Origin of the sequence: Sphingomonas sp. IW22 (genome assembly GCF_041321155.1) — a bacterium.
In the GTDB taxonomy this organism is placed as follows: Bacteria; Pseudomonadota; Alphaproteobacteria; order Sphingomonadales; family Sphingomonadaceae; genus Sphingomonas.
Genome location: NZ_JBGGWB010000004.1, coordinates 48,731 through 60,808 on the forward strand (window position 1 = coordinate 48,731; position 12,078 = coordinate 60,808).

The 12,078-nt window shown below is 62.5% G+C and carries 12 protein-coding genes; 9 read left to right on the forward strand and 3 right to left on the reverse strand.

Annotated elements, in window-relative coordinates; translation table 11 throughout:
• Window positions 1-203 precede the first annotated feature (203 nt).
• Window positions 204-1,661 carry a DUF4403 family protein gene (locus ACAX61_RS14960; RefSeq protein ID WP_298090532.1) on the forward strand — a complete coding sequence of 486 codons (1,458 nt, stop codon included), beginning with the start codon at window positions 204-206 and terminating at the stop codon, window positions 1,659-1,661.
• A gap of 107 nt (window positions 1,662-1,768) precedes the next feature.
• Here the strand turns inward: ACAX61_RS14960 and ACAX61_RS14965 are convergent, their stop codons facing one another.
• On the reverse strand, window positions 1,769-2,398 hold the full coding sequence (locus ACAX61_RS14965) for a recombinase family protein (protein ID WP_528084557.1): 630 nt from the start codon (window positions 2,396-2,398) through the stop codon (window positions 1,769-1,771).
• A 260-nt stretch (window positions 2,399-2,658) separates the two neighbouring features.
• Here ACAX61_RS14965 and ACAX61_RS14970 point away from each other — a divergent pair, with 260 nt between their 5' ends.
• The 7 genes from ACAX61_RS14970 to ACAX61_RS15000 all read left to right on the forward strand — a co-directional run bounded on the left by ACAX61_RS14970 (window position 2,659) and on the right by ACAX61_RS15000 (window position 9,462).
• The gene (locus tag ACAX61_RS14970) at window positions 2,659-2,907 is read left to right on the forward strand and encodes an AbrB/MazE/SpoVT family DNA-binding domain-containing protein (RefSeq protein ID WP_370715616.1); all 249 of its coding nucleotides are present in this window, start codon (window positions 2,659-2,661) and stop codon (window positions 2,905-2,907) included.
• Window positions 2,900-3,295, forward strand: coding sequence for a type II toxin-antitoxin system VapC family toxin (locus ACAX61_RS14975; RefSeq protein ID WP_046408755.1), 396 nt, complete (start codon window positions 2,900-2,902; stop codon window positions 3,293-3,295). Before ACAX61_RS14970 ends, ACAX61_RS14975 begins: the two co-directional genes overlap by 8 nt.
• Window positions 3,296-3,346: 51 nt before the next feature.
• Window positions 3,347-4,741: a toll/interleukin-1 receptor domain-containing protein gene (locus tag ACAX61_RS14980; RefSeq protein ID WP_046408756.1), complete on the forward strand. Its 1,395-nt coding sequence runs from the start codon at window positions 3,347-3,349 to the stop codon at window positions 4,739-4,741.
• Window positions 4,738-6,273 (forward strand): argonaute/piwi family protein, encoded by a 1,536-nt coding sequence (locus ACAX61_RS14985; protein ID WP_046408758.1) that lies wholly within the window; start codon window positions 4,738-4,740, stop codon window positions 6,271-6,273. The genes ACAX61_RS14980 and ACAX61_RS14985 overlap by 4 nt, the downstream gene beginning before the upstream one ends.
• A gap of 158 nt (window positions 6,274-6,431) precedes the next feature.
• Window positions 6,432-7,697, forward strand: a complete 1,266-nt coding sequence (locus tag ACAX61_RS14990) for a hypothetical protein (RefSeq protein WP_168847130.1) — start codon at window positions 6,432-6,434, stop codon at window positions 7,695-7,697.
• Window positions 7,694-8,788, forward strand: coding sequence for a site-specific integrase (locus tag ACAX61_RS14995; protein ID WP_046408759.1), 1,095 nt, complete (start codon window positions 7,694-7,696; stop codon window positions 8,786-8,788). Before ACAX61_RS14990 ends, ACAX61_RS14995 begins: the two co-directional genes overlap by 4 nt.
• 218 nt (window positions 8,789-9,006) lie before the next feature.
• The gene (locus tag ACAX61_RS15000; protein WP_205499290.1) at window positions 9,007-9,462 is read left to right on the forward strand and encodes a hypothetical protein; all 456 of its coding nucleotides are present in this window, start codon (window positions 9,007-9,009) and stop codon (window positions 9,460-9,462) included.
• Here the strand turns inward: ACAX61_RS15000 and ACAX61_RS15005 are convergent.
• Together ACAX61_RS15005 and ACAX61_RS15010 are read right to left on the reverse strand one after the other, a co-directional pair.
• Complete coding sequence (locus ACAX61_RS15005) at window positions 9,437-9,934, reverse strand: DUF4411 family protein (RefSeq protein WP_046408761.1); 498 nt, start codon at window positions 9,932-9,934, stop codon at window positions 9,437-9,439. The genes ACAX61_RS15000 and ACAX61_RS15005 overlap by 26 nt on opposite strands.
• A 10-nt stretch (window positions 9,935-9,944) precedes the next feature.
• Window positions 9,945-11,096, reverse strand: coding sequence for an ImmA/IrrE family metallo-endopeptidase (locus ACAX61_RS15010; protein WP_046408762.1), 1,152 nt, complete (start codon window positions 11,094-11,096; stop codon window positions 9,945-9,947).
• Between the two features lie 119 nt (window positions 11,097-11,215).
• Between ACAX61_RS15010 and ACAX61_RS15015 the strand changes: the two genes are divergently transcribed.
• Window positions 11,216-12,076: a hypothetical protein gene (locus ACAX61_RS15015; protein ID WP_370715618.1), complete on the forward strand. Its 861-nt coding sequence runs from the start codon at window positions 11,216-11,218 to the stop codon at window positions 12,074-12,076.
• Window positions 12,077-12,078 lie beyond the last annotated feature (2 nt).

Sequence of the window (12,078 nt, forward strand, 5' to 3'; positions counted from 1 at the left end):
AAAGAAACGGAACGGTTCCCTTTTGCGAAACTGATTTGGCAAACCTATGGGATGGTGGCCGCTCGGACGGCTGGAGGTGCGCGGCGATGAAGAACACGACCGCTCGGGCAACCGTCTCAACGCCGAGTCGGTCGATAGCTGAAGCGGCAGGCCAGATTGCCGGGGCTTTTTTTCGCGAGAACGAACTCTCGAGTGTCTCGATCGTGTCCGCCCTGCTCTGCGTTGCATGCCTTAGTGGCTGCGACCGGACTCCTCGCGAGGCGCCTCCGCGAGCGACGGACACCATCAGCGTGCCCCCGCAGACTTCTACCATGGATGTCCCGATTGTTGCAGACATGGACAAGCTGGCGGCAAGCCTCGAACAGGCGGTTCCGCGTCGCCTCTGGTCGATCGACAAGCCGGGGCAGACCTGCCTCCCGCCGAAAAAGGTCAAGATCCTCTTCGCGAAGATCAAGACGCCCGCGATCCAGTGCCGCATCACCGGCACCGTCGTCCGAGGGCCGCTGGTGCTGGAGGGCTCGGGCAAAACGATCATTGTCACCATGCCGCTTCACGCCGCGATCAGCGCCCGCGACGTGGGCGGCGTGCTCAGCCGGGAAACGGCGGAGGCGGACGCCCGCGTCCGGGCCGTGGTCAGGCTCGACATCGCCCGCGACTGGTCGCCGCGCGCAACGGTGTCGATCGCCTACGACTGGACCGACGAGCCGCACGTCGACTTCCTCGGCCAGCGAATCGAGTTCACCAGCAAGGCCGACGCCAAGCTCGCCGGCGTCGTCGAGCGCCTGGAGCGCTCGCTGCCGCAGGAGCTCGGCAGATTGCAGCTGCGCGAGCAGATCGCGCAGGTCTGGGGGTCGGCGTTCACCTCCGTCCAACTGAACCGGGCGAACCCGCCGGTGTGGATGCGGATCACGCCCCGGCAGTTGAGCTACGGAGGCTACACCATTTCGCGCAACCGGGTGAACCTGGCGCTAGGGATGACGGCGGGGACGGAGACTTTTGTCGGCGATCGGCCGCCTGATCCGCAGCGCCGGCCGCTCCCCGACATGACGCGCACGCAGCCCGGACCCGGCCGCATCCTGTTCGCCATCCCCGTCATCGCCGACTATCCTCAGCTGGAGCCTGTGCTCGCCAAGGCATTGGCGAAGCGTTCCCGCCGGCCCTTCGAAGTGCCTGGTGTCGGGGCCGTGCGCGCGCAGTTTCACCAGGTGACCGTCTACGGCACCACGGGTGACAAGATCGCGGTCGGGCTTCGCTTCAGTGCGGCAGCCGAAGGTGGGGAGCCTGCGCAAGGCACGATCTGGCTTACCGCCACGCCGCGGAACGCCGTCAACGATCGCCGTGTAGCGTTCGACGATCTCACTGTCGCCGGTGTGGCCGACTCGGTCGGGACAAGCCTGCTCCTGAAGCTCGCCAACACTCCCGGCATATCAGGCACTGTGTCAGCCGCGCTGACCCAGAACTTCGAAAAGGATTTCGACAAGCTAATCGGCAAGATCACCCGTGCGATCGACGAAAAGCGGATTGGCGACATAATCGTGCGTGCCCGTGTGACGGACGTGCGGACGGGCCAGTTGAAGGCGGCGGGGCAAGGCGTCTACCTACCGGTATGGGGGCGCGGCACGGCCACGATTAGCCTTGCGCCAGTACGGGCCAGAAATTGAGATCTCGCTGCAGCCTTCACGGCTGCTTGACCGTCCCAGCGGCAACGCTGCCGCCTCTTTCCATCCTAGCAGAATTATTCAGAGGTCGAATTGAGTCCGGCTCTATCTCACGGTATCGTCGGACACGCATCGCTCTGCTTGGTCGCCCGGTGGAGGGCTGTAACGCGCTTGACTTGTGCGATGCTGCAGCCCGCTAGCGCCGCCGTTTTCGCTATGCTCATCCCTGCCTCACGAAGTGAGACAATGCGGCGATGATGGGCCAAGTCTGGTTTTCGACCGGTATAGCGTCCCTCCCGCTTGGCGATCGCTATGCCCTCCCGCTGCCGCTCGCGGCGCAGTTCGTAATCATCGCGAGCGGTCTGAAGCGCAACCCTCAACAACATGTCTTGAACGGCCTCTAGGACGATGCGCGTCACCCCGCCATTGTCCTCAGCAAGATCGGTAAGGTCCACAATTCCTGGTACGGCTAGCCTCGCTCCCTTGTCGCGGATAGCGGTGACGAGCCTCTCCGCCTCAGCCAACGGCAGGCGGCTGATCCGATCGATCTTTTCGGCGATAACGACTTCGCCCATTTGCAGGTCGGCTATCATGCGAAGCAACTCGGGCCGGTCAGGACGCGCGCCGGAAGCCTTCTCGCGATAAACAGCTGCGACATAATACCCCGCGGTACGCGAGGACACGACCATCGCCTCTTGGCGTTCAAGATCCTGCTCATCGGTGCTGACGCGCAGGTACACGCGAGCAGCGCGGACGGTCGTACTCATGTTGGCTCCGTTGGGTATACCCTTGTGAGCCACCGCTGCGGCATCCGGCTCGGAATAGCAAGCGCCGATCCTGTCGAGCCTAGCTCAGCTAGTCAGGCCTAAGTAGCTACCGCGCGCAGATATGAACGGCCACCAATCACTAAACCCGTTGAAGGGTCCTGCTTTGCGCTATCCGTCAGCGCCGACATCCGGTAAGGTCTGGTGATTGGGTCAGCCAAGCGAGGTCAGTGCAGATGGACGCACAGAGGGTCAAGATCGTGGATGGTGGCAAGCTCGTGATCCCGGCGGCAATGCGCCGTGAGCTCGGGATCACCACAGGTGACACCGTTCTCGTCGATGTGGACGATGGCGAGTTGCGGGTACGGTCCGTACCGAGAGCGTTAGAGCGGGCTCGCGCGATCCTTCGCAAGTATGTGCCCGAAGGCGTCGGCCTGGCTGACGAGCTGATTGCCGAACGCCGGCGTGAGGCGGAGCGTGAGTAGCAAGGTCGTACTCGACGCCTCCGCCCTGCTCTGCCTTCTGAACGACGAGCCCGGGGCTGATCGGGTAGTCGACGTGCTGACCCGCAGTGTCATCGGAACGGCAAACCTGGCCGAGGTCGTGTCCAAGCTGCGGGAGCGTGGCCTGTCGCTGGACGAGGTGCGTGAGGCGCTCGGCGGGTTGCACCTCGATGTTCGGCCGCTCTCCCCTGCCCAGGCGCTCATCATAGGCGACCTCCGGCCGTCGACGAAGGCACTTGGTCTTTCGCTTGGCGACCGGGCATGCCTTGCTTTGGCGATCGATCTGCAAGCGCAGATGTTCACGACGGACGGCCCGCTGGCGAGCGCGGATGTCGGCATTACCATCACCAACGTGCGCCCTCTGGCGTAGTAGGCCCATATTCGTGCTTTTGGGTACGGTACGCTGCAGGCGGGGACACGCATGACAACCGTTCCGACACTGGTGCGCGACACCATTCTGATCACGCACGCCAACCCCGAGGATAACCGGTTCGCGCGGTGGCTCGCAGGTCGCTTGACCACTGCCGGGTACAAGGTCTGGGTCGACGTTGGCGCGCTTCGGGGTGGCGACGATTTCTGGGACAAGATCGAGCACGTGCTGCGGCACGAGGCGATCAAGCAGATCGTCGTCGTGTCCGAGCACATCGGCAAGCAAGGCGTAAAGAAGGAACTCGCCCTCGGCGACGTCATGCGTCGCAAGCTCGGCGATGCGGAGTTTATGATTCCGATCCGAATCGCCGACGTGGATTTCGGCGATTTCCCGACGGAGATCCTCCGCCAGAACGCACACAATGCGTTCCCTAACTGGGCTGCCTGCCTTCAGCCCCTGTTCGAGACGCTCGACTCCTCACGTGTGCCAAAGGTCGAGCATCCGGACGCCGAGCAGCTTGCGATGATCGTCGCTGCCCAAGAGGACGGTCGAAAGCTGGTCACTTCAAGTCCCGAGACGCTCTACAGCAACTGGTTCGAACTCCGGGCGAGGCCTGACGTCTGGATCCTGGAGGCGAAGGGAACGACTGCGCAGCTGGAAGCCTGGAGCCAGTTCACACGTGTTCCCCATGTACTACACGATGGAGGGGTGATCGCCTTCTGCGGACCCGATGCTATCGAGCGTCTCGACAACGGCGCTCCGCCTTTGAAGGCGCGCGCCAGCTTGCCATTCAACGGCGTGATCGACGGTACCTATAGCCGCCACTTCGTTGAGCGTTCCAATGCACGGCGGATCGCCGTCAATTTGATGCGTCAGCACTGGGACTTGGCCATGCATCGTCTCGGGCTACTTCCTGTCGATTTCGCCTCGGGCGCCCGCGGCCGCTTCTTCCCCGACGGACTCATCGACGGAAGAGTGAAGCTGACGCTGAGCGATGGACATCGGGTCGACCGGGTCCTGAGCGGCAAGTTCAAGGATCGGCGCTGGCATCTGTGCCTTGTCGCTCAACCCAAGCTCTGGCCGGATGCTCTCTTCCGGGTCCATGCCAATGTCGCGGTGACGACCGATGGCCGAACCCCGCTCCCGGGTGAACAGCTGCAGCGTATCCGGTTGCGCCTCACGCGGTCTTGGTTCAACGACAAATGGCGCGACATGCTGCTCGCCGCGATGGGGTGGCTTGCCGAAGGTGATCCGACCCTAGACATTGCCGCGTCCGGTGAGCGCCTTGCGGTTGCCAGCCTACCGATGAGCTTCGACTTCCCAGTCAGCTTCGCCGCGGAAGAGGACCGCCGAGTCGAGGAGGACGAATCCGGCCAGATAACCCTGTCAGAGGACTTCGAAACGGCTTTCGACCGGGATGAGATGCCGGAGGAGGCCGACGCATGAGCATTCTCACGCATCGCATCGCCGAACCTTTGCTTGAGTTCGGTCACGGGCAGCAGATGGAAGCGCCAAAAGATGGGCTCTTCCTCTTCGGGCCGCTCGAAGGCCCCGATGGCCGCTCCCAGGTGCGCTTGGGCGTCATCGGGACGGAGAGCGGCGTCGGCCTATCCCGCCGCTGGTTAGAGCGGATCAGCCTACATATCCCCGGCAAGGTCGATGCGAAGGGCAAGCCCGTTCTATGGGCACCCGCATGGCCAGGCTTCGAGGCCTGCTTCGGCATCGCGCTGCCAACCCGCGGCATGGTCGAGCTAGCGCTCAAGAGCGGCGACATCGATCATTGCATCAAGAAGAACAATCGCGCCGACGCGGTCCGATCCACGGTGCTGCTGTTCGCCGACGCGATCCGCGCGCACATCCGCGCCGAGGAGCGCCGTCCCGACGTCTGGCTCGTTGTCGTTCCGGACGTCGTCTATCGCTACGGACGTCCCCAGGTAGCACCACCGCCCAGAGACGAGCGCACTCCCTCTGACATCACGAGCTTCAAGGACGCCAAACGCTTCTTCCAGATGGGCGGCGACCTGTTCCCAGACACGGTGCGGGATGCCGAAACCTACCTGTTCTCGAGCAATTTCCACCACCAGTTGAAAGCCGAGTTGCTGCAGGACGGCGTCGTCCTCCAGCTGATCCTCGAAAGCACGCTGGTCGACCGCAACCTCAACATCACCAACGACCGCCGGCGCGGCCTCCAGGACGAGGCCACGGTTGCCTGGAACTTCTGCACCACGCTCTACTTCAAGATGGACGCCAAGCCGTGGGCGCTGGCCCATGTCCGCCCTGGCGTTTGCTACGTCGGACTGGTGTTTAAGAACGACGACACGCCTGCGGCAACGGGCGAAGCCTGTTGCGCCGCGCAGATGTTCCTCAACTCAGGCGACGGTCTCGTATTTCGCGGCGCCCTTGGGCCCTGGTACTCCGACGAGCGCAAGGAATATCACCTGTCGAGGAGCGCGGCGGCGAATTTGATGACCTCGGTGGTCGAGGGCTATAAGCTCAAGCACGGCAAGCCACCGAACCAGCTGTTCATCCATGGCCGTCACCGCTTTTCCCACGATGAGTGGGACGGCTTTTGCAGCGCAGTGCCCACTGAAACACAGCTGGTAGGAGTCAGGATCAAGCAGCTCGATGATGTTCGGCTGTTCCGCCCCTCTGCGTCGACACCGGTCCTGCGCGGCACAGCCCTTACCGTGGGTGACTGGTCAGGTTACCTTTGGGCGCGGGGGTTCGTGCCGCGGCTGGCAGGGTATCAAGGGTTCGAGACACCCAAGCCGCTCACCGTCGACGTGACGCATGGCGAAGGGGACATTGTAGAGGTGCTCGGCGACATCCTTGCGCTCACCAAGGTAAACTATAACGCCTGCGATTTTGCGAGCGCCCTGCCCGTGACGCTCAAGTTCGCCGACCGGGTGGGTGAGATCCTGATGGCGTCGCCTCATACCGTTACCGCACCGCCGCTGCCGTTCCGGCACTACATCTGATCCCATGAGCGCCGACTGATGCCGATGGCAGGTCGAGCGTAAGGCGAAGACTCTGACGTCCACCAATTTAGGTGCAATCCGCTATTTCGGAAGCGTGCCGCCGGGCAGATGCCGTCCACCATTTCAGGAAAACCTACAGCTTCGATACGATCCTGACCATGATCATCGACATCCCAACCGCCGGCGAATTTCATGCCGCCGGCCTCAAGCAGGTTCACCTGGCGTGGCAGATCGCGATGGACTCGGTGCATGATTACGATGGTGCAACGTACTACAAGCTGGCCGACGAAACGCCCGAGGAAGCGGTTGAGGAATTTTGGCAGCGCTCGCAGCCCGCGCTCGCCAACGCGTACAGCCTCATCCAGCAAGGCATGGAGCTGGCGCTCAAGGGTCGGATCGCGGCGGTATCGCCCTATCTCCTGATTGGTGGGCCGAAGGATTGGCCGAAGGGCACCGCCACTGGGCCGGTCTCGTTCGGTGAATTTCGCACGCTCGACGCCACGGACCTCATACCCGTCCATAACAGTGTGGTTGCCTCTCCCTTGGACGAGCCGTTCAAGACGTTCTGGGAACAAGTCAGGCGCGATCGCAACAAGATCATGCATTCATCGGCGCCGGGCACGTTCACGCCCGAGCAGGTGGTGAAGACGCTGCTGACAGCGATCGAAGCGCTCTTTTCGGAGGTCCCGTGGGCGCAACGGTTGATCGAATTGGAGGACGAGAGCAAATTCGCCTCGCTCGGCTTCGTCGACAATGCCCGAAACCACGTCCTGCGACAGATCGCCACCGCCATCCGTCATCTGAAGCCCGCTGAGGCCAAGCGCTTCTTCGGCTATGATGACGATCGGCGGGGCTATGTGTGCCCGCACTGCTATTTCGCGTCGAACCGCGATTGGCAGGACGACTGGCCCCGCCTTGCTCAGTTGACGACCAAATCGCCTGGGGCGACCGAGCTCTACTGCCTAGTGTGCGAAGAGACGACTGTTACCGAGCGCGCGCCGTGCGGTCAGACCGAATGCAAGGGCGATGTCATCGCCGAAGGGATCTGCCTGACGTGCACACATAGCCAGGACGAGTGTTTCGACGTCGCATCCGGCTTGGTGGATTCGACGCTCTCCAAGGCCGATCACTGCTACGACTTCGTGTTTGGCTACGGCACCGCTGGCGCTGGGGGCTACTTCGCAGGCGACCAGCAGACCCTTGCCAATGACGCAGACGCTAAAGAGCATGGCAGATTTGCCATGCGCGAGAAGCATCTTCAGCGGTGGAACACGGTCTCGATCATGCATGTGCAGCGGCGTAACTTCCCCGATCTCACCGATGCAGATCGGGTGCTAGGTCATTGGAGCCGAAATGGCGACAATCTCGATTGGATCGACGGTGTCCGTGCCGATCGCCCAGATATGGGAGGCCTATCGGAATGAGCCAAAACGACGGCGAAAGCCTCAAAGCGATCATGGCGGGCACCGTCGCGGTGCTCAATCAGGTAACTTCCCTGGAGCCGTTTCTTCCTGACCTTTCGCCTGACGATCGCGAGCGGGTTGACGCTTATGTCGCGCGGGCCTCGGCCGAGGCGACGTTGCGCGCATACAAATCCGACTGGCGGCTTTTCTGTGCCTGGTGCGGGGAGAATGGATATCGGCCGCTTCCGGCGGCACCCGCAACCGTTGCAGCCTTTTTGACCCTGCTTGCCGAACGCGGGTTCGTGCCGGCCGAGCCGCGGCGAACGAAGCGCGGCACTGTCCTCGAGCGCAGAGATCCCGTGCCGTTGGGCCGTGCCACTGTCGGCCGTCGCTTGGCCGCAATCGTCTTCGCCCATCGCGCAGCGGACATGGAGCCCCCCACTACTCAGCCTGACGCCGCCCGTCTCGAGAAAGCCGTGCGCGGCATTCGTAAAGACAAAAAGGGAGAGCTCCCCGGAAAGAAGCGCGCGGCTGATGGGGACGTCCTTCGTGACATGCTCCGCAGTATCACAGGCGAGGATCTCCGCGCCTATCGTGACAGGGCGCTGCTCGCCATCGGAATGGCCGGTGCAATGCGTCGCTCCGAATTGGTCGCGGTGACGGTCGGGCGGGTATCCGAAGATGGTCGAGGCCTGCTGATCCGCATTCCCTCCTCGAAAACCGATCAGGAAGGTCAAGGGCACACGGTCGCGATCCCAGACGGCCAGCGTCTCGAGCCGGTGCAGCATTATCGGGCATGGCTCGCTAAAGCTGGAATCGATAGCGGGCCAATCTTTCGCAAGCTGACACCGCAGGGTCGACTGACCGGGAAGGCAATGAGCGCGCAGGGCGTAGCACTGGTCGTCAAGGCGGCGGCTGTGGCTGCCGGCTATCCGCCGGAGCTCTTCTCAGGTCATAGCCTCCGAGCCGGGTTCCTGACCGAAGCAGGACGCCAGAACGCAAACCTCTTCAAGATGAAAGAGCATAGCCGGCACGCTTCGCTCGAGATGGTCGCGGAGTATGTCCGCGATCATGAGCGGTTCCGAGAGCATGCAGGTGAGGGCTTCCTTTGAAGTCACGCGGAGCCGCAATCTCCGCTGCCGCGCGTGCGATTAGCTTCCGGGCGCGGGCTGCAGGTGTAGCTGTGCGCGGTTGGGGTAGCGAAAAAATGGTTCTGGTGCGTCGGCCAGTCCGCCGGCGCATCGCGCGAGCCAGGCGATACGCGCGCCGCACCTTCCTGCTTGGGTGGGGCGCAGCCGGATTGGCCATTATCGTTCAGCTCCTGACGCCCATGGCTCTGCTGTATCTGTGGTTGCGCTCGCCGACGGCATCGAGCCATCTACCAAGTGCCGTCCTGCCATATGCGACCGTCCTGGTATTTATGGCCGGATATGTGTGCATCATGGTGCTGGGGACCGCGGCAAGCATTATCCTGAAGGCCGCGATCAAGGGCTACAGCTCCGGCACACGCAGCCTCGTTATCTTCCTGATGAGTATCGGACTTTATCTCTTCGTCGCATTCATGGGTGCCGTGGTGGGGCGTGAGGCGCCGAAACTTCCGGGGCAGGTCCCTGTGCTGCTGACGTTCTACATTGCGCTCTACGTGATGTTTTCAGGTTGGACCACCAAGCACATCTGGGACCGGATTACCGACGACGGCCGGGACAGGCTGCACCTCTTCTTGGCTGGTCGCGCGATGCGACGCCGAGCGCAATCGCGCCTTACGGCTGTTGCCAGGCGGTCGTGAAGTCGAGAGCCTCGATCATGTCGAAAAGAGAGCAGCACGGGACCCCGAAGTCACGACAGACATCAGGCACCTTCCGGTTGGCACCCTGCTTGCCGGGTTTCGATACCTCGAAGCTTACGACCGTGCGTTCGCCCGGCTCGACGCGTCCGTAGGCCACCAGAAAGGGATCGCGCCCGACTAGCTCGACGCCGTTCTCGTCGAGGGGACCATAGCCTTGCAGGGTTGTATCGGCGACCAGCGCGGGGTCGAGATCCTCGGCCAGGATCAGCGCCGCGCGGCATTCTTCGGTGCAGAGCCAGTCCACGATGTCGCCCCGACCGGAGGTGACCTCCTCGAATTGCTCCAATGGAATTTTGACGTTGCCGAGGGTGCCTTGGTGTCGCAACCACTCCCAAAACACGGGAAAACGCCGGAGCGGATAGGCTCTGCGATCTCCTGTTATGAGCGTGTCGGCATCGAGCAGGTAGAGCAAGCGACCCCCGCTATGCCATCTGTTCGGTCATGCGACCGATCGCCGTGGGTTTTACGCCGAGCACCTTGCCCGCCTTGGTCGTCGTCAAGGCGCCACCCGCGACCATCCGATCGACAAGCGCGAGGAGACCCTGTCCAACCCGGTGGCGCCTTACGACATAATAGTCAGGCGCGCCTTTCGCTGGCTTTCGCGGAAACTCGAGACGGTCCTCATCGAACCGGGCGGCGAGCTGCCGGTACATGGCCGCATCGATGAGGCGCTCCCGTAAGAGGTTGTAGGCGACCATCTTGCGGCTGACTTTGCGAGCGTTTGCAAAGACGCCGATTTGGTCGATCAATCCGTCTAGGTCGGCGACACCGGCGAGCTCCTGCAGCTCCTCGCGGCCAAGAAGGAATTTCGCCGCCGCGTCATCGCACAGCCGCTCGATCACCTGTTCGCTGTCATATCCGCTGATACCGCTCTGCCCCAAAAGGATGTGGCCGAGCTCATGAAGAAGCGTGAACGGCCAAGCTGCCTTGGAGTCCGTTTCATTGACGACGATGAACGGCGCGACCTCGTCCGCGAGAGCCATTCCCCGGAAAACACCTGGGCTGAGATTGCTCGTCCAGTGGCCGAGATTGCCGATGAGCAGCACATAGACGCCCGCAGCCTCAACCGCATCGCGCAAGATCCGGAAGGCTTGCTCGATCGTCCGGGCCTGGCGGTAACCCCCTCGATCAAGGTTCAGCAGTTCACCCATCGCCTGAGCAAGGGCATCCGCACCCGCCCGTGGGTCAATGGACCCGACGAACGTCCGGATTTCAGCCTCTTCGGCGTCTTCTAATGCACCACGAACAAGGGACTGGCGGGTGCGAACGTCACGGACCAGCGCACCGACGGTCGCCTCCGCTCCGGCCTCCCGATCCGGAAGCGTCCGAAAGTCATGGGTTCGGGGGGGCGCTGCCGGTGGTTCGGGTAGGTAGAACGTGAGCAATGGACGACGATAGCGATCCGCCATTTTGAGCAATTGGGGGCGGCTGGGCTCGCGATCGCCCGCCTCCATCTCCGCCAGGCGTGCAGCGGCGCTTTCACCGCCAAGACCGATCCCTTTGGCGGCATCCTCAAGCGTCAGGCCCGCGCTCTCGCGCGCCCATGACAGGATCTGAGGATTGACCTTCGGCATGCTTGGTGGGGCTACTCCGCTGATGATGTTCCCTTGCTATATGCCTATGGTGCAGGCCTCTGTCATCGCCGAAGCGCGGCGCGGAAGCTAAACCGTTGAAACATAGGGAGTGATGTCGAATGGGGCAGGCGAAGCAGCGAGCAGCCGCGCGTGCAGGAGTTCACGCGGAAATTGATGCTCGGCTGCGGGGGCTCGGCATCGACACCACCCAGTTTGGCTTTTTCGATCAGCCGGCCTTTGCGGCGGAGGAAGGTCGCGACGGCACCTTCCTCGATCAATACGCCTTGTGGGTGCAATCCCGCCCGCGCACCGCCGAATATGATGAGCGCGTCCGTGCGATCGTCCCCCGGCTCGCCGAATTCCTGGCGGATCTGTTCGAACGTGAGGATATGCAGCGTAGCTGTGTTCATGTCTCGTCGATGATGCAGCGTATCCTCGATCGGCTCGGTGTCTGGAGTTTCGGGCTGAAAGGCTCGATGATTGCCGAAGTAGCCAGCGAAGATCTTTGGCGCGGACAGTCGATGTGTGACCTCTCCGATTTCCCTGGTGCCGAACTGGGCCACGCATGGGTCGTTGCGCCGCCTTTCGTGATCGTCGACGGAACGATCCGGCTGCAAAATCCTGTCGGCGACCCAATGAACAGCTACACCCCAGCCATTGTTGCGGTAGAGCATACGACGATGGTGAAGCCGACCATCGACGACGTCGTTTCCGCTCAGCTTCGCGCCCGGATCGCTCGTGATGAAGGACGAGAAGACAGCCAACTCCATCACCGCCTGGTCCCAAACCTGAAGGATTTCAGTCGCAATTTCCCAAGCAGTGAGATCCGCTATGGCGAACTGGTACTCCGCTACGTCCCCGCTGGCGCGCGGATCAGCGATGTCGGGCTGGAGCAGATAAACGGCGCGGGCGAGAAACTTCGGGGTGATGAGGTTTGGAACGACCATGTCGCACCCGCCTTCGCCGACTTCATCGTTTGATC

What these genes read in the sequence shown, in the direction of transcription:
- ACAX61_RS14970 (WP_370715616.1), top strand. Translation starts at nt 2,659, where the DNA reads ATGGACGCACAGAGGGTCAAGATCGTGGATGGTGGCAAGCTCGTGATC.
- ACAX61_RS14980 (WP_046408756.1), top strand. Translation starts at nt 3,347, where the DNA reads ATGACAACCGTTCCGACACTGGTGCGCGACACCATTCTGATCACGCAC.
- ACAX61_RS14985 (WP_046408758.1), top strand. Translation starts at nt 4,738, where the DNA reads ATGAGCATTCTCACGCATCGCATCGCCGAACCTTTGCTTGAGTTCGGT.
- ACAX61_RS14990 (WP_168847130.1), top strand. Translation starts at nt 6,432, where the DNA reads ATGATCATCGACATCCCAACCGCCGGCGAATTTCATGCCGCCGGCCTC.
- ACAX61_RS14995 (WP_046408759.1), top strand. Translation starts at nt 7,694, where the DNA reads ATGAGCCAAAACGACGGCGAAAGCCTCAAAGCGATCATGGCGGGCACC.
- ACAX61_RS15000 (WP_205499290.1), top strand. Translation starts at nt 9,007, where the DNA reads ATGGCTCTGCTGTATCTGTGGTTGCGCTCGCCGACGGCATCGAGCCAT.
- ACAX61_RS15010 (WP_046408762.1), bottom strand. Translation starts at nt 11,096, where the DNA reads ATGCCGAAGGTCAATCCTCAGATCCTGTCATGGGCGCGCGAGAGCGCG.
- ACAX61_RS15015 (WP_370715618.1), top strand. Translation starts at nt 11,216, where the DNA reads ATGGGGCAGGCGAAGCAGCGAGCAGCCGCGCGTGCAGGAGTTCACGCG.